Source organism: Winogradskyella marincola (genome assembly GCF_029624125.1).
GTDB lineage: Bacteria > Bacteroidota > Bacteroidia > Flavobacteriales > Flavobacteriaceae > Winogradskyella > Winogradskyella marincola.
Genome location: NZ_JARSBN010000002.1, coordinates 191,946 through 208,173, shown reverse-complemented (window position 1 = coordinate 208,173; position 16,228 = coordinate 191,946). Strand labels below are relative to the sequence as shown.

Below are 16,228 nucleotides of genomic sequence, written 5' to 3'. Positions count from 1 at the left end.
AATAACAAATGGTATGAATAAAGAAACCATTAATCATAATTATGAAGTTACTGAAAAAGGTTCTTTGGGATTGTTGGCTCTAGGCGATGTGGGTTTAAGAGCTTGGCGTGAGGTTAAAAAACAGGCAAAATCAAAAAGAAAGAATGAGCAAAAAAAATAAAGTACTTTTAATTGGATGGGATGCAGCCGATTGGCAGATTATAGGTCCCCTTTTAGCTAAAGGACAAATGCCAGCATTACAGAGATTAATTAATAATGGTGTGTATGGTAATATGGCAACAATGAACCCTCCGTATTCACCTATGTTGTGGTCTACAGTAGCTACAGGAAAAACCCCAGACAAACATGGTGTTCTTGGTTTTATTGAGTTAATGCCAGATATGAAGGGAGTAAGACCTGTTACTGTAAATTCAAGAAAATCTAGAGCCATATGGAATATTTTACATAATCAAGGATTAAAAAGTAATCTTGTAGGTTGGTGGCCAAGTTTTCCTGCAGAGCCAATAAATGGTGTTGTTGTAACGGATAAATTTCAAAAAGTAAAACAAGACCCAAAAGCCAAAAATCCTATTGTTAAGGGAACTGTTCATCCAGAAAGCTTAGTGAATGATATTCAAGATTTACGAATGTTTTCTCACGAAATTACTGAAGCTCATATATTACCTTTTATACCTAAAGCTGGGCAAATAGATCAAGAAAAACATAAGGGTTTACAGGCTTTTGCAAGAATCATGGCTGAGAATAGTTCTATTCATGCTGCGGCAACAAACTTACTAAGAACAACAGATTGGGATTTTATGGCAATTTATTATGATTTAATAGATCATATTTGTCACGCCTTTATGAAATACCATCCACCAAAATTAAATAGTGTTCCTCAAGATTTATATGATATTTATAACGAATGTGTAATTGGTGCATATCGTTTTCAGGATATGATGCTTGATAGGACGCTATCTTTAGTCGATAAAGATACTACAGTTATTGTGATGTCAGATCATGGATTTGAATCTGGACATAAACGAATTGTAAAGATGCCAAAATACCCAGCAGCACCATCTCTCGACCATAGACAATTTGGAATGTTTGTTGCTTCTGGTCCAAACATTAAAAAGAACGAAAAAGTATTTGGACTAGGTCTTATTGATGTCGCTCCTACCATTTTACATATGTACAATCTGCCAATAGGAAAAGATATGGATGGTAAAGTAGCTTTAGATATATTTAAAGACGTTAAAGAGCCTAATTATATTGATACTTGGGAAAATGTAAGTGGAGATTTTGGTGAACAGGACAAATCAAAAGAAGCAGACCAATTAAGTGATCAAGAAACTTTAGAGCAGCTTATAGATTTAGGGTATATAGAACGACCTGATGAAAAAATGGAAACAGCAGTTTTAAAAACAAAATGTGACCTTAAGCACAATTTAGCCAGAGTCTACTCAGGTAAAAAAGATTATGATAGGGCAAAAGAAATTTTACTGGATTTAATCTCAGAGGATTATCCTGTTTTTGAACAAGAGGAAATAGAAAGTTTAAAAAAGAAAAAGGACTCTATTGATGTTAAAGTAGGAGATTCTAAAATAGATGTCATTCCATTTTATATGGATCTTCTATCTATAAGTATTGCTACAAAGGATTTTGACAAGGCGGAAATATACTTGAAAGAACTAAAAACAAGAGATAAGTATTTTGAGATAAACACTTACTTTTCTGAAGCAAAAATTTTAATTAACAAAGGGAAAGTTCATGAAGCTTTAAAGCTTTTAAATAAAGCCAAGAATAATAAACCAAATTCTGAAGTTTGGTATCAGATAGGTAACATTTATAGGCAACTCAATGAATTTGAAAATGCCAAAGAAGCCTATGAGAGTTCTTTGAAATATGAATCGGATAAAGCTAAAACACACCAAGCTTTGGCAGAAACTTACATTCGTTTAGGAGATTATGAAGAGGCCATTGATCATGCCTTTGTAGCTATAGAGTTGGTGAAATATTTTCCTAAAGCACATTATACGCTCGGCGAAGCTCTTGAAAAATTTGGAGATTTGGAAAATGCTAAAAAAGCCTATGAAACAGCAGCAATGTTGAAGCCTAAAACGCATTTTAGGGCGGAAACTGCTATTCAAAATATTAATAAGAAACAAAATTCAATCGATTTAACGGATAAATCGACATTCCAATATATCGAAAATCAGATAGTTGTGGTTTCTGGATTACCTAGATCTGGGACATCATTAATGATGCAAATGCTAGATAAAGGAGGACTCGAAGTTTTAACGGACAATAATCGTAAAGCGGATAAATCAAATCCTAAAGGGTATTATGAGTATGACCCAGTAATGTCAATTGCAAGAGATAATACTTGGATAGAAAAAGCACAAGGCAAATCTGTAAAGGTAGTTGCACCATTATTGAAATATCTAGATCCAAAATATAGGTATAAGGTAATTTTTATGAATAGAGATTTAGGCGAAGTTGTAAAATCTCAACAAGTAATGCTTGGTAAAGATCCCGAAGTTTTACCTACACGTCTTTTAGAAACTTACGAAAAACATCTAAATCAAGTTTCTATTTGGAAGAACAAGGAACCTCATGTAGAACTTATGTATGTTAATCACAAGGATGTGATAAACTCACCAAATGATATAACAGAAAAAATTTCAAAATTTTTAGGACTTAAGAATTTGGATACAGAAAAAATGTGTGCCTGTGTAGACACCAAACTTTATCGCAATAGATCATAAAAAAAAGTAACGGTAATTATTACCGTTACTTTTAAAGAGTTATTTCTTAAGTATTTTATAATACTACTTTTTTCCTTAAAGTAGTATTAGATTCTAGCGTGTTTAATTCTAAAATATAAATACCTGAAGTCATTTGGTTGGCTTCAATTACGCTAGAGTTTACATTTTCGATTTTGCCATTGAGCAGCTGTTTACCTTCAATATTGTATAATGTATATTCAGTAGTTTCTGTAAGATTATATAATCCAATAGATTTATTAAGCCCAACAATTCTAACATCTTGTATATCGTTAGAACTTACACCAAGGGTTTGTTGACCTGCTTCTATACTTTCATCGGCCGTAGAGTTATAGGCAAATTCTTTAATGGTCCATCCGTTATCAAAAGTTGCATCTAACTTGGCCCATCCATAATGTATATTGCCACCAACTGTAAATCTCAACCCTAAGAATTTATCAGTTTCACTACACCAATTTCCAAAAGAACAATAACTACTTGAACCATAGTTTAGTGATTGAAAACCGCCAGAAAAACCTTGGTTGAGCCATACTGGTTGGCCAGCAGAAACAACTGCGCCACTAGAAAGCGCATAAGGATATACAAAGGTGTTTGAAGAAGACCCAGAACCTAGAACACTATTACTAGCCGTTAATGGTTCTATAAATAAATTATAACCAGATTGATGTATTCTAAAATCATTTACAGTATCTTGGTTAAGATCCAAGAAAAATTCATCACCACTGTTGCCCGAAAAATCAGGGTCAACATCAGTATATACAATTTGTCCATTTGCATCGGCAACACCTGCTATGGCAACTGTTAATGCACCATATTTAGCTAATTGTTTAGTAAATTTTGAAGAAGTAGTTTTTTTCATTTAAAAGAAAATTTAGTTTATCAATAGAAAGATACATTTTTTTATGATATCAACTAAAGATAGGTATAGAACACCATTAATTTTTATGTTTTTGACAATAAAAAAGATTGAAAATTAATAATTTAAGAATTTTAACTAGAGTAATTAGCTAATCTTCAATCCATTAGGAACTCCGTCGATATTAGGATTTACAAACACTAAATTACCACTTTCGTCTTCAGTCATTAAAATCATACCTTGACTTTCTACTCCTCGCAATTTTCTTGGTGCTAAGTTGACTAAAACAGTAACACGTTTGCCGATAACATCTTCTGGTGAAAAACTTTCTGCAATACCAGAAACAATAGTACGTGTATCGATACCAGTGTCGACTTTTAAAACCAGTAATTTTTTAGTTTTTGGCATTTTTTCAGCCTCTAAAATAGTACCAACACGAAGGTCTAATTTTGTAAAATCATCAAAAGTAATTTCCTCTTTTTGAGGCTCTACTTTTTTGTTAGCCGCTTCGTTGGCTTTTTTACTAGCTTCAAGTTTATCTAATTGCTTTTGAATGGTGTCATCTTCAATCTTAGAAAATAATAATTCTGGTTTTCCGGATTGAATGCTGTGACCTGCAGGAAGTAAAACATCTTTAGTTGAAATGTCTTCCCAAGTCAATTCAGAATCAAGTTCAGCGTGATTTAAAATTGATTTCAATTTATCAGACGTAAATGGTAAAAACGGTTCACTTAACACAGCTAAAGCCGAAGCAATTTGTAAAGCCACAAACATTACGGTTTTAGTACGTTCTTCGTCTGTTTTTATAGTTTTCCAAGGCTCTTCATCAGCTAGATACTTGTTTCCGAGACGTGCTAAATTCATTAATTCCTGGCTACCTTCTCTAAAACGGTAACGCTCAATAGAACTTGCAATTACCGCAGGATACGCTTTTACTGCTGCCAAGGTTTCTTCATCTATCGCTTTAAATTCTGCTGGTTGCGGAATTTCTCCGTTATAATATTTGTTAGTTAGTACAGCAACACGATTAATGAAATTACCAAAAATAGCCACCAACTCATTATTGTTTCTGGCTTGGAAATCTTTCCATGTAAAATCATTGTCCTTAGTTTCTGGTGCATTAGCCGTTAAAGCATAGCGCAACACATCTTGCTGATTTGGAAAATCTTCTAAATACTCTGGTAACCAAACGGCCCAGTTTTTTGAAGTTGAAAGTTTATTGCCTTCCAAATTTAAAAACTCGTTAGCAGGCACATTTTCTGGTAGAATGTATGAGCCTTCAGCCTTTAGCATTGATGGGAAAATGATGCAGTGAAACACAATATTATCCTTACCAATAAAGTGTACCAGTTTGGTGTTTTCGTCTTTCCAGTAATCTTCCCAGTTTTTGCCTACACGTGCAGCCCATTCTTTGGTGGCAGAGATGTAGCCAATAGGTGCATCGAACCAAACATACAATACTTTGCCTTCTCCACCTTCTACAGGCACAGGAATTCCCCAATCTAAATCTCTGGTTACGGCTCTAGGACGTAGTCCATCGTCTACCCAAGATTTTACTTGGCCGTAAACGTTAGGTTTCCAATCTTTTTTATGCCCTTTTAAAATCCATTCACGTAAAAATTCTTCGTGCTTATTTAAAGGTAAAAACCAGTGTTTGGTTTCTTTTAATGTTGGTGTATTACCTGTAATGGCAGACTTCGGATTAATTAAATCTGTAGCGTTGTGGCTGGTTCCACAGTTTTCACATTGGTCTCCATAGGCTTCTTCAAAACCACATTTTGGACACGTACCAATAACAAAGCGATCAGCCAAAAACTGATTGGCTTCAGCATCGTATAATTGTTCAGACACTTCTTCTACAAACTCATTTTTGTCATAAAGTGTTTTAAAGAATTCTGAAGCTGTATCGTGATGTATTTTCGCTGAGGTACGCGAATAGTTGTCAAAAGAAATGCCAAAATCTTCAAATGAAGTTTTGATGATAGCATGATACTTATCTACAATATCTTGTGGAGTCACTCCTTCCTTTTTTGCTTTAATAGTAATAGGAACACCATGCTCATCACTACCGCAAATAAAAGCAACGTCATTACCTGTTAATCTTAAATATCTCGAATAAATATCTGCTGGCACATAAACACCTGCTAAATGACCAATATGAATTGGACCATTAGTGTAAGGTAAAGCAGCTGTAATAGTATATCTCTTTGACATGAAAACATAGTTTAATCAGCAAAAATAACTATTAAGTTTTTGTATTGAAACATAATGGTCTTTAACTTTAAGTAGAATGCTTTTTTTCTCTAGATTTAAAAGAAAAAGCGATAAAAAACAAAATGTAACTATACATATATCAAACTCGATTCAATTTTGATTTTGCTATTTTGGGTTTAATAGGATTTTAGTTTGAAATTGATATCAAATGGCTTAAGAAATAAAGAAACGATTTTTAATTATGATTTTGGTTGGTGTAATGTTTGTTTATGTAGAAATAATTGATATTTAGCATCTTGAGTGTGTGTTTTTGTAGGTTTTTTCTTTGTGAGTCTGAAAATTAGATTAAATTGAGACCCAATTCAAAAATTATTAAAAAAATGAAAAACTTAAAATTATTTGTTTTACTACTAAGTGTAGGCTTAATGTCTTATTCATGCAAGAATGATGATGATGGAGGTTCATCATCCGGAAGCGGAGTTGTTATTTATGGTGATACCGAAATTCAATTAAAATCAGGTGTTATCATGGATTACGGTGAGTATATGGATGGCATTTATAATTTTGATATTACACTAGTTGATACACAAGTAAGAACTGTTGATGGATATCCTTTCCCTACAGAGGATGTTTTTTCTGGTGTATATTTTGAACTTTTTACAAGTAATGTTTCAGATTTACAAGTGGGTACTTATAGTTTTGGGTCTGCAGATGCTGGTGGTTATGAGTATGCCGAAGTGTATATTAATGCTACAATAGAGCAAGATGAGGGAATATCTATTAATTCAGGAAGTTTTTCTGTTTTAGATAATGGTTCTTCTTACGAATTAGAGTTTGAAGGTACAACAAGTGATGGAACTGCTTTTTCAGGAAGTTTTTCAGGACCTTTAAGAGCTTATGATTTTTCAGATGAATTTGGAAGACCAGCTGAAGAAGGTGCTTCAAAGCCGCGTTTATTTTTTAGATAGAAAATCTATCTCATAAGATTAAAAAAGGTTATCGTTCTATAGCGATAACCTTTTTTATTTCAATAGTACTAACAGTCTAATTCTTTTAGTTCTTAGAGATTAACTTTTTATATTTACAAAAACCAAAAATTATGAATATTAAGCAAGTTATAGTCCTATGCTTAGTGGTTCTGTTAGGTAAGCATTTTGAAGGTAATGCTCAAAATGAAACACATAAACCCAATAAAATGACATCAGAATTAATTAGGCCTCCATACCTAAAAGAAGGAGATACTGTTGCTATTGTAGCACCTTCGGGAATACTAAAAAACAGAGAGCGAGAAGTGCAACAGGCTGTCGATTTACTAAAAAGTTGGGGTTTGCACGCTACTGTTGGTAAACATGTGTTTAGCAAGGCTAATCATTTTGCAGGTACAGACGAAGAACGTTGCGAAGATTTGCAAAAAGCTATGGACGACCCAACAATTAGTGCCATTTGGTGTGCAAGAGGAGGTTATGGTACAGTGCGAATTTTAGATAAATTAGATTACACCAAACTAAAAGAGAATCCTAAGTGGATTATCGGTTACAGTGATATTACAGCGTTACATAATCAGCTACATAACCAAGGTTTTGAGTCTTTGCATGCCTTAATGTGTGTGAGCTTAACAAAAGATATATCAGAAGTGCAAGAGTCTGTAGATACGTTTAAAGCAGCACTATTCGGTAAGCCTGAAAATTATGATTTAGAAGGTTCTAAATATAATAGAGAAGGTGAAGCAAAAGGGCAATTAATTGGTGGTAATTTAACCATGTTGCACACTATGTTAGGTTCTGATACAAGTATAGATACCTCTGGAAAAATTCTTTTTATTGAAGAAATAGGTGAGTACAAATATCATATAGATCGTATGCTACAAAGTATGAAGCGTGCAGGTTATTTTGAAAACCTTAAAGGTTTAGTTGTTGGTGATATGTCTAAGTTGAGAAAAAACACAACACTTTGGGGCACATCGATAGAGCAATTGATATTAGATGCAACAGCAGATTATGATTTTCCGATAGCTTTTAATATGCCAGCCGGACATGAAAAAGATAATAGAGCATTAGTGCTGGGTAGAGAAGTGGAGTTGAAGGTTGGGAAGGAAAGTTCCGAATTAAGCTATCGTTAAAATAATATGCAAAGAATAAAGATAGTTTACATTATAATGCATTCTATTATTTTATTTGGAGCTGGTCATGGTGTAGGCTTTTTAATATTAACGGATATTATTTTCATTTCAGATTTTTTAGAAGGTAGTTTTAAGTTTAATTATTCATTCCTAACAAATGAATATCTTTCTGCAATTGGCTTCTTTTCACTTCTAGGGAAGGTGTTAATTGGTTTAAGCATGTTAAGATTAAAACTGTTTGTCAAAAATATATTGTCAGTTATTGGTACACTTCTTTTGATATATTCGGTTTATATACTGTCAAGCCATAATGCTTATGTGGGTATGCTGAATATTTCATCTTTAATGATTATAGTGTTTTATGTGTTTTCAGCAGGTATGGTTTTAAAAGAATTAAGTCTAACAGATTATTTATTTAATAAGTTAAAGTAAATTTTATCAAAAACTAGTTATTCAAAGAACTATGGCTCAACACAACGAACTTGGTAAAAAAGGAGAGCAACTGGCTGTGGATTTTCTAATCGAAAATAGCTACGATATTGTGGAGCGTAATTACCGTTTTGATAAAGCCGAAGTTGATATTATTGCCCAAAAAGGTGATATTTTGGCAATTGTTGAGGTAAAAACCAGAAGTTCGTTAGAGTTTGGAAATCCTCAGGATTTTGTAAAGCCAAAACAGATAAAAAACCTCGTAAAAGCAGTGGACGAATATGTAACAGAAAACGACTTAGATGTTGAGGTTAGATTCGATATTATTGCCATTGTTAAAGAAAACAAAGCCTACAAGATTGAGCATTTAGAAAATGCTTTTTATCATTTTTAAGTAGAAATTGTCATGCTGAACTTGTTTCAGTATCTCTATCTTTTATTTCAAAACTTTCATTAAAGTGATACCAGTAATCTCAAATGGTATAAGTCTTAAAGCTATGAGATTCCTGCCTACGCAGGAGTTTTACTTATAAAAATTCATCTCGTCAATGTATTCCCAAACAGCATAAGGGAGTAGAGGACGAATATTTTTACCATCCTTAATAGAATTTCTAATAAATGTTGAAGAAATTTCCATTATTGGAGCTGCTACGTGATGAATTTTTGGGTGATCTTTAAACTGTGTGTCTGTTTTACCTTCAGAAATACGAGGATATACGTAGATGTTGTAGTTTTCTAAAATTAGCTCGTAGTTTTTCCACTTATGAAACCCTTTAAGATTGTCCTCTCCCATAATTAAAGAAAACGTATGGTTAGGATATTTTTCTTCGAGATAAACGAGCGTATCTATAGTGTAGTTTGGTTGTTTAAGACTAAATTCTATGTCACTAGGTCGCAGTTTATCATAATCTTTCGTTGCCTGAAATACCATTTCTAAACGCTGGTAGTTATCGAGCAAGCTACTTTTTTTCTTAAACGGACTTTGAGGAGTTACTACAAACCATATTTGGTCTAAATCACTATGCTCTGCTAAATGGTTTGCAATCGTTAAATGACCAATGTGTATTGGGTTAAATGTGCCGAAGTAAAGACCTATTTTCATAATATTTTGTCATGCTGAACATGTTTCAGCATCTATTTAAAAAATTAAGACCCTGAAACAAGTTCAGGGTGACAGATTAATATTTATTTTTTGATAAAATCAGACACCAGTTTATAAGCGTTTTCTAAAGCTTCGTCTAAGTTAGAGTTAACAACAATTGTGTCAAAAAGTGGTGCTGTAGCTAATTCTGCTGGAGCTTTGGCAACACGCATGCTAATTTTTTCAGCACTTTCTTCACCACGATCTTTTAATCGTCTTACCAATTCGTTTAAGTCTGGTGGTTTTACAAAAATGGCTAAAGTTTGTTCAGGGAATTTACGTTTTATACGTAGACCACCAGATACATCAATATCAAAAATAACATGCTTTCCTTGTGCCCAAATGCGCTCAATCTCAGTCTTTAGAGTACCATAAAAGTTATCTCTATAAACTTCTTCCCATTCTAAAAATTCGTCGTTTTTAATTTTGTTTTTAAACTCCTTTAGAGAGAGGTAATAATAATCTTTACCATGGACCTCGTTACCACGTGCTTCTCGCGATGTGGCAGATATTGAAAATTCTAAATTAAGTTCGGGTTGTTTTAAAAGGTGACGTACAATTGTAGTTTTGCCAGAACCAGAAGGTGCTGAAAATACAATAAGTTTCCCTTGTTTATTTAATTCTTTAGACACGTAGATTTGTTTTTAATTACAGCACATTCAATAATTGTTCCTTTATTTTCTCTAGCTCATCTTTCATTTGCACCACGAGCTTTTGCATTGGTGCATAGTTAGATTTTGAGCCAATGGTATTGATTTCTCTACCAATTTCTTGAGAGATAAAACCTAGTTTTTTTCCGTTAGAATCATTAGAGTTTAAAGTTTTTATAAAATAGTCTAAATGATTATCTAGTCTTACTTTTTCTTCTGTAATGTCAAACTTTTCAATGTAGTAAACGAGTTCTTGTTCAAAACGGTTTTCATCTACTTTTTCTTTAATGTCTGCAATGCCTTTTTCTAAACGTGCTCTTACACCATCAATACGCTCAGGATCCATTGCAATAACTTGGTCTAGTAATTCTTTTAGTGTTGCAATTCTATCTGTAAAATCTTGCTTCAATATAGCACCTTCGTCTTCTCGGTAATTGACAATTTTAGAGATGGCTTCATTAATACCTTCAGCGATTTTTAACCATTCTTCTTCGTCAATATCATCACGTTCTGTAGTTACAGCATCTGGTAAGCGTACAGCCATTTTTAATAACTCTATACTGTCTCCGTCAACCACATCCTTAAGTTGTTTCATGTATTCTTTAACAACAGTTGTGTTAATTTTAGAGCTACTGTCTTCACCTGTAATTTCAACAAAAAGCGAAAAATCTACTTTGCCTCTTACGAGGTATTTGGCAAGTAGTTTTCTAATATCTAGTTCTTTTGCTCTATACATAGATGGCATACGAGCGTTAACATCTAAGTTTTTACTATTTAGTGATTTTAACTCTATAGATATTTTTTTGGTTGGGAGTTGTAAAACAGATTTCCCATAACCTGTCATGGATTGTATCATTAAAGATGCGATTAAAGTTGGGCAAAGGTACAAAAATCAGCGGTTCTTAAATTATCTTAAAATTTTTAGAAACTCTTATGCGTGCATAAGAGGGTTTGTTAACTTTGTTTTCTTAAACCAAAGATTTACCATGTACAAAAAACAATTTGAAATTCGCTGGAGTGATGTTGATGCTAATGGTCATTTGGCCAATTCTGCTTACACTAATTTTATGAGTCATGCGAGGATGTCTTTTTTTGGCGAACAAGGCTTTTCTATGCCAGAAATAATGAAGCATAATATTGGACCTGTTGTGTTCTATGAGCACATGTACTATTTTAAAGAATCCTTTATTGGTACACCAATTACAGTTACTATTGAAGTGTCTGGTCTAAGTGAAGATGGCATGCTTTTTATGTTTGAACATAATTTTTACAATCACAAAGGAGAGAATTTAGCGTATTGCGAAATGCAAGGTGCATGGATAGACTTAAAAGCAAGAAAACTAGCGGGTTTGCCTGATGAATTGTTACAATTGGCACATACATTTCCAAAGTCTGAAAACTATAAAGTGCTTACCAAAGAAGATACCAGAAAGCATGGTGTGAGACCGAAGCCACTTAAAATATAAAGTAAATAATTATACTAAAGGATTGGGAAATTAAGACCAAGAGATTCCTGCTTTCGCAGGAATTTATTTAAAAGGTTGATGCTGCTTGAATGTTTTTATATGAACATTCTTTATAAAGGGCTTAAGGATTTTATTCGGTAAACCATATTTATGCCTACAGTAGCAGGTTAAAGTTTTTGGTTGTGCACCAAGCGTGCTTTTAATTTCAGAAGCCGTTCTGCCAAGGTTTATTTGAGAGGATTTAGTTTCTATTCCTAAACGAACATAATCATTTAAGATTCTGGTGTAGATGCCATACGTTTTATTACTAGAGTAATCTATGCCAATAAAGTGAGCGTCTAAATGATTTTTGTTTTGCATTGCAGATAAAAAACCAACAAGTTTACCATCCAAAAAATAACCCTTAACAGTAAATAAAGCTCCAAAAGTATTTTTAAGGTGTATGTATGTGTTGAGGTTTAAAATTTGAGCATTAAAATCGGCATTATCAATGGTATTTTGGTATAAGCTTTGTAATTCGTCTTTGTAGAATTCTATATCTTCTTTGCTGAAATTTTTAACCTCTAATAATTCACTTTTTGCGTCAGCTCTGTTGGCTTTTACTCTGTATTTAGACTTTAATGCAGAGGTGTAATCTTCAAAAGAGTTCCAGGCAGAATCGAGATGAATAATCATGTTAGGCTCTACATGCATGGACGCATAGTCAAAAGCCTTTAAGTGATCTGTAATGTAGAGAGATTCATCTTCAAAATCTTTAATAAAGATGGTGCTAAGACGTTTGCATCGGTAGAGTTTTTTTACAGCTTTTGCAATGGCTTTAAACGTTTTTACCTTAGGTTCTCCTTCCTTTAAAAATGTACCGTATTCGCCACTTAAAAAAACATTACCGCAAAACAATACCTTGATGTGGTTGTAACAAAACATATTGTTTACAATGCGTCTAAGGCCAGAAGCCATAGCTATGTTTTTGGTAATGGTTTTTATACCTATCGTTACAATCTGAGTATTTGCAAAAGCAACGGCTTTCCCTTCTTTTAAGATAAAGATATAGTTAAACTCTATGTCTGCATTTGCAAGTTCAAAAGCTTTTAAAAACTCAGGTGAGTAGTATATGTTGTTTGTACAGTTGAGGCTATCCCAATAAGATTTTGGAATAGCATCAACAGTTTTAAATATTTTAGTCTTTAGAGGCAAATTACTTTTTTAGTTTAGGTTTCATAGAAACGACATAAACACCTGCAAAAATAAGAAGCATAGCACCAATTTTAATGGCGTCTATAAAATCTGCACCAACAGCTAATGCAAATAAGCCTGCAATTACTGGCTGTAAGTATACAAATGTACCAACAGTAGATGCTCTAAGTTTTTGTAATGCTAGAGGGTTAAGAAGATAGGTGCCAAAAGTAGCACCAATAACTACAAATATTACCGAGTACCAAACGCCAGGAGTAAAGTTTTGCCACTCTACAATACTTACATCGTTGTATCCAAATGGAATTAGTATAATTAGACCAAACAAGAAAAGCCACTTTATAAAAGTAAATGGATGGTACTTGGCAGTAAGTTTTTTAATCAAAATTATATAGATACTATAAGAAATAGCGTTAAGAAATATGAGTAAATTTCCAAGAGGTACATTGTCGCCTTCTCTAGCCGATTTACCATAAATAGTAAGTACTAAAGCACCACAAAGAGCCAAAACGATACCAGTTATTTTCATTGCTGTTACCTTTTCTTTTAGAAAATAAGCAGATAGAATTAAAATAATTACTGGTGTAATTGTCATTATTGCAGAGGCATGTATAGGTGAGGTAAATTCTAGTCCCTTAAAAAAGAAGAGCATATTAACTACAACACCAAAAACGGCAGCAACAATAAACTTTAGGAAATCTTTTTTTTCAATTTTTTCTTTAGGAAGAAAAAGACTCAATAACCAAAAAAGAAGTGTTGCACCAGCCACACGTATCAATACAAAGCCAAAGGGTTTTATGTGGTTTGCGTTCATCACATTTTTGGCAATTGTATAGTTAAGACCATATAGTAGCTGCACCATAAAAACAGCAAAAAGTGCAAAAGCTCTGCTATTCATGTATTGTGTTTTTTGCAGCTTCGACTACTTTTTTTGAGTTGCCGATAAAAATGTTATTATTATAGATAATTACTGGACGCTTTAAAAAAGTATAATGCTCTAATATGTAGTTTTTATAACCTTCTTCTGTAAGCGATTTGTTTTTTAAATCTAGCTCTTTATATAATCTGGCTCTTTTACTAAAAAGTGCTTCATAACTGTCCGTTAAACTTCGCATCTCTTCAATCTGCACTTTAGTAATAGGTTGAGTTTTTATATCTTGAAATTCAAAGTCTTCAGGTAGATTGAGTTCATTAATGATTCTTTTGCAAGTGTCACAAGTACTGAGATAATAGATTTTTTTCATTTTTTACCTTGTAATAATGTAGTTGCAAAGAACGGACTTTTAGCTCGATTTATTAGAAAACCTACTTAACTTTTAAGAAAGGCTCAACAGTATCAAAAGGAATAATAAACTCTGTGTAGCCTTGATTGTAAGAAGCAACTTCATACACATTGTATAAAAAAACTAAACCATCGTCACTAAATCCAATATTTTCTGGTAACTGAAAAGGTTTGCCAAAGAAGTAATCTTCAATTTTATTATTTTCTTTATCAGCATCAATGGATTTTAAGAAATACGTTTTGGCAAGTGTCTTAAAGTCTTTAGAATTTTCTACAAGATCATTTATGTTGTAAACGTCTCCTGTAGCAGTATTAAGATTTAAAAACTTAATCTTATCATTGCCGTGTGCACCACCTTTAAATTCATAAGTGTTAACAGAAAGTGTGATGACGTCTTCGGATTGGTAAGATTTTTCAGCTTCAATATGAAGCTCCCAAGCTGGATGAGATGCTTCAGGAAATTCTTTTTTAAAAGCAATATATTCAGAATTAAAATCTTCTAAAACTGATTCTAAGTTTGTTTTTTTTGTAACATCACTTAGCGTAGAAATTATAGCTTCTTTTATTTTGAAATTAATAACCTTACTGATGTCGTCGTTACCAGCAGCTTCATCAATAGAAACAGAAATGTCAGCTTCGTAGTTGTTTTCGTAAGAGTTGTTTTCAAAACTTATAGGTTTAGACTCATTATTACATGAAGACACTAAAAATAGGCTTAGAAATAAAGCTAAAGATAGAATTGAGGTAGATTTCTTGTTAATCATTCATTAAAGGGATTGTGGTGCTTAATAAAGAACAGATTATGGGTTAAATTTGTTGTGCTTTACAAGGTTTTGTTTTCTGTAAATTTACTACGATTAAGATAACCCTTTTTTAATTTATAGTGAAATGGATATGTTAAAATAATAGTTAATAATTATTTTTAACATTAGAGGCTTCGTTAGATAAATAAAAGCAATAAAATAGATATGAAATTTAATACTAAGACTATACACGGAGGTCAAGAGCCTGATGTTGCACACGGATCTGTAATGCCTCCGATATACCAAACTACCACTTATGCGCAATCTACACCTGGAGGTCACAAAGGCTATGAGTATTCCAGAACTCATAACCCAACAAGACATGCGTTAGAACAATCTTTTGCGAGTTTAGAGAGTGGAAATTATGGTTTAGCATTTGGTTCTGGATTAGCAGCTATTGATGCTGTTTTAAAGTTAATGAAACCAGGTGATGAGGTGATTTCTACAAATGATTTGTATGGTGGTACATACCGTCTTTTTACTAAAATATATGAAGATTTTGGAATTAAGTTTCATTTTGTTGGAATGCATAACGCAGATAAAATTGAAAGTTACATAACATCAAAAACCAAACTCATTTGGGTAGAAACTCCAACAAACCCTATGATGAATATTATTGACATCAAAGCGATAACAAAAATTTCTAAGAAGCATAATCTATTATTAGCTGTAGATAATACGTTTGCAACACCATACTTACAACAGCCATTAGATTTGGGTGCAGATATTGTTATGCACTCAGCTACTAAATATTTGGGAGGTCACAGTGATGTGGTAATGGGAGCTTTGGTTGTAAGAGATAAAGAATTAGCGGATAAGTTATATTTTATTCAAAATGCAAGTGGTGCTATTTGTGGTCCGCAAGATGCTTTTTTAGTTCTTAGAGGTATAAAAACATTACATGTAAGGATGCAACGTCATTGTGAAAATGGTAGAGCAGTTGCAGAGTTCTTAGATAATCATCCAAAAATTGAAAATGTATATTGGCCAGGCTTTAAGAATCATCCTAATCACGACATTGCAAAATCTCAAATGAAAGATTTTGGCGGTATGGTTTCTTTTAGAACAAAAGGAAATAATTATGAAGAAGCCATTAAAATAGTTGAAAATTTAAACATATTTACACTCGCAGAGTCTCTTGGTGGTGTAGAATCTTTAGCAGGTCACCCTGCAAGTATGACACATGCAAGTATACCAAAAGATGAAAGAGAGAAAACAGGAGTTGTTGACTCATTAATACGACTAAGTGTAGGTATAGAAGATAAAGAAGATCTAATAGCAGACCTTAAACAAGCAATAGGTTAATTAAAAA

At 33.0% G+C, this 16,228-nt stretch carries 17 protein-coding genes; 8 read left to right on the top strand and 9 right to left on the bottom strand.

From position 1 onward, the window contains the following. Positions 1-13: 13 nt before the first annotated feature. Together P7122_RS04065 and P7122_RS04060 are read left to right on the top strand one after the other, a co-directional pair. Complete coding sequence (locus P7122_RS04065; RefSeq protein ID WP_278004504.1) at positions 14-160, top strand: hypothetical protein; 147 nt, start codon at positions 14-16, stop codon at positions 158-160. Further along, positions 144-2,747 carry an alkaline phosphatase family protein gene (locus tag P7122_RS04060; RefSeq protein WP_278004503.1) on the top strand — a complete coding sequence of 868 codons (2,604 nt, stop codon included), beginning with the start codon at positions 144-146 and terminating at the stop codon, positions 2,745-2,747. The genes P7122_RS04065 and P7122_RS04060 overlap by 17 nt, the downstream gene beginning before the upstream one ends. A 55-nt stretch (positions 2,748-2,802) precedes the next feature. Here the strand turns inward: P7122_RS04060 and P7122_RS04055 are convergent, their stop codons facing one another. Together P7122_RS04055 and metG are read right to left on the bottom strand one after the other, a co-directional pair. Continuing rightward, positions 2,803-3,624, bottom strand: a complete 822-nt coding sequence (locus P7122_RS04055; protein ID WP_278004502.1) for a T9SS type A sorting domain-containing protein — start codon at positions 3,622-3,624, stop codon at positions 2,803-2,805. Between the two features lie 144 nt (positions 3,625-3,768). Then, complete coding sequence (metG, locus tag P7122_RS04050) at positions 3,769-5,835, bottom strand: methionine--tRNA ligase (RefSeq protein WP_278004501.1); 2,067 nt, start codon at positions 5,833-5,835, stop codon at positions 3,769-3,771. A gap of 380 nt (positions 5,836-6,215) precedes the next feature. Between metG and P7122_RS04045 the strand changes: the two genes are divergently transcribed. The 4 genes from P7122_RS04045 to P7122_RS04030 all read left to right on the top strand — a co-directional run bounded on the left by P7122_RS04045 (position 6,216) and on the right by P7122_RS04030 (position 8,777). Further along, on the top strand, positions 6,216-6,803 hold the full coding sequence (locus P7122_RS04045) for a hypothetical protein (RefSeq protein ID WP_278004500.1): 588 nt from the start codon (positions 6,216-6,218) through the stop codon (positions 6,801-6,803). Between the two features lie 131 nt (positions 6,804-6,934). Beyond that, positions 6,935-7,954, top strand: a complete 1,020-nt coding sequence (locus P7122_RS04040) for a S66 peptidase family protein (RefSeq protein ID WP_437130085.1) — start codon at positions 6,935-6,937, stop codon at positions 7,952-7,954. A 6-nt stretch (positions 7,955-7,960) separates the two neighbouring features. Continuing rightward, positions 7,961-8,386: a hypothetical protein gene (locus P7122_RS04035; RefSeq protein WP_278004499.1), complete on the top strand. Its 426-nt coding sequence runs from the start codon at positions 7,961-7,963 to the stop codon at positions 8,384-8,386. A 31-nt stretch (positions 8,387-8,417) separates the two neighbouring features. Next, a complete protein-coding gene (locus tag P7122_RS04030; protein ID WP_278004498.1) occupies positions 8,418-8,777 on the top strand; it encodes a YraN family protein in 360 nt (119 codons plus the stop codon). Positions 8,778-8,906: 129 nt separating this feature from the next. On the opposite strand, the gene nadD is transcribed toward P7122_RS04030, so the two are convergent. The 3 genes from nadD to P7122_RS04015 form a co-directional block, all read right to left on the bottom strand. Then, positions 8,907-9,485 (bottom strand): nicotinate (nicotinamide) nucleotide adenylyltransferase, encoded by a 579-nt coding sequence (nadD, locus tag P7122_RS04025; protein ID WP_278004497.1) that lies wholly within the window; start codon positions 9,483-9,485, stop codon positions 8,907-8,909. Between the two features lie 83 nt (positions 9,486-9,568). After that, positions 9,569-10,156 (bottom strand): guanylate kinase, encoded by a 588-nt coding sequence (gene gmk, locus P7122_RS04020; RefSeq protein ID WP_278004496.1) that lies wholly within the window; start codon positions 10,154-10,156, stop codon positions 9,569-9,571. Between the two features lie 16 nt (positions 10,157-10,172). After that, the gene (locus P7122_RS04015) at positions 10,173-11,030 is read right to left on the bottom strand and encodes a YicC/YloC family endoribonuclease (protein WP_278004495.1); all 858 of its coding nucleotides are present in this window, start codon (positions 11,028-11,030) and stop codon (positions 10,173-10,175) included. 130 nt (positions 11,031-11,160) lie between these two features. Between P7122_RS04015 and P7122_RS04010 the strand changes: the two genes are divergently transcribed. Then, complete coding sequence (locus tag P7122_RS04010; RefSeq protein ID WP_278004494.1) at positions 11,161-11,640, top strand: acyl-CoA thioesterase; 480 nt, start codon at positions 11,161-11,163, stop codon at positions 11,638-11,640. 63 nt (positions 11,641-11,703) lie between these two features. Here P7122_RS04010 and P7122_RS04005 read toward each other — a convergent pair whose 3' ends face one another. The 4 genes from P7122_RS04005 to P7122_RS03990 form a co-directional block, all read right to left on the bottom strand. Beyond that, a complete protein-coding gene (locus P7122_RS04005) occupies positions 11,704-12,834 on the bottom strand; it encodes a hypothetical protein (RefSeq protein WP_278004493.1) in 1,131 nt (376 codons plus the stop codon). A gap of 1 nt (position 12,835) precedes the next feature. Continuing rightward, entirely contained in the window at positions 12,836-13,729 is an 894-nt protein-coding gene (locus P7122_RS04000) for a DMT family transporter (RefSeq protein ID WP_278004492.1), read from the bottom strand. After that, complete coding sequence (locus tag P7122_RS03995) at positions 13,722-14,075, bottom strand: arsenate reductase family protein (protein ID WP_278004491.1); 354 nt, start codon at positions 14,073-14,075, stop codon at positions 13,722-13,724. The genes P7122_RS04000 and P7122_RS03995 overlap by 8 nt, the downstream gene beginning before the upstream one ends. A gap of 61 nt (positions 14,076-14,136) precedes the next feature. Beyond that, positions 14,137-14,877 (bottom strand): DUF3298 and DUF4163 domain-containing protein, encoded by a 741-nt coding sequence (locus P7122_RS03990; protein ID WP_278004490.1) that lies wholly within the window; start codon positions 14,875-14,877, stop codon positions 14,137-14,139. Between the two features lie 204 nt (positions 14,878-15,081). On the opposite strand from P7122_RS03990, the gene P7122_RS03985 reads away from it, so the two are divergent. Next, complete coding sequence (locus P7122_RS03985; protein ID WP_278004489.1) at positions 15,082-16,221, top strand: cystathionine gamma-synthase; 1,140 nt, start codon at positions 15,082-15,084, stop codon at positions 16,219-16,221. Positions 16,222-16,228 lie beyond the last annotated feature (7 nt).

Bases quoted from the DNA above. Each gene is read 5' to 3' on its own strand.
- P7122_RS04065 (WP_278004504.1), top strand. From the start codon at position 14: ATGAATAAAGAAACCATTAATCATAATTATGAAGTTACTGAAAAAGGT.
- P7122_RS04060 (WP_278004503.1), top strand. From the start codon at position 144: ATGAGCAAAAAAAATAAAGTACTTTTAATTGGATGGGATGCAGCCGAT.
- P7122_RS04055 (WP_278004502.1), bottom strand. From the start codon at position 3,624: ATGAAAAAAACTACTTCTTCAAAATTTACTAAACAATTAGCTAAATAT.
- metG (WP_278004501.1), bottom strand. From the start codon at position 5,835: ATGTCAAAGAGATATACTATTACAGCTGCTTTACCTTACACTAATGGT.
- P7122_RS04045 (WP_278004500.1), top strand. From the start codon at position 6,216: ATGAAAAACTTAAAATTATTTGTTTTACTACTAAGTGTAGGCTTAATG.
- P7122_RS04040 (WP_437130085.1), top strand. From the start codon at position 6,935: ATGAATATTAAGCAAGTTATAGTCCTATGCTTAGTGGTTCTGTTAGGT.
- P7122_RS04035 (WP_278004499.1), top strand. From the start codon at position 7,961: ATGCAAAGAATAAAGATAGTTTACATTATAATGCATTCTATTATTTTA.
- P7122_RS04030 (WP_278004498.1), top strand. From the start codon at position 8,418: ATGGCTCAACACAACGAACTTGGTAAAAAAGGAGAGCAACTGGCTGTG.
- nadD (WP_278004497.1), bottom strand. From the start codon at position 9,485: ATGAAAATAGGTCTTTACTTCGGCACATTTAACCCAATACACATTGGT.
- P7122_RS04015 (WP_278004495.1), bottom strand. From the start codon at position 11,030: ATGATACAATCCATGACAGGTTATGGGAAATCTGTTTTACAACTCCCA.
- P7122_RS04010 (WP_278004494.1), top strand. From the start codon at position 11,161: ATGTACAAAAAACAATTTGAAATTCGCTGGAGTGATGTTGATGCTAAT.
- P7122_RS04000 (WP_278004492.1), bottom strand. From the start codon at position 13,729: ATGAATAGCAGAGCTTTTGCACTTTTTGCTGTTTTTATGGTGCAGCTA.
- P7122_RS03995 (WP_278004491.1), bottom strand. From the start codon at position 14,075: ATGAAAAAAATCTATTATCTCAGTACTTGTGACACTTGCAAAAGAATC.
- P7122_RS03990 (WP_278004490.1), bottom strand. From the start codon at position 14,877: ATGATTAACAAGAAATCTACCTCAATTCTATCTTTAGCTTTATTTCTA.
- P7122_RS03985 (WP_278004489.1), top strand. From the start codon at position 15,082: ATGAAATTTAATACTAAGACTATACACGGAGGTCAAGAGCCTGATGTT.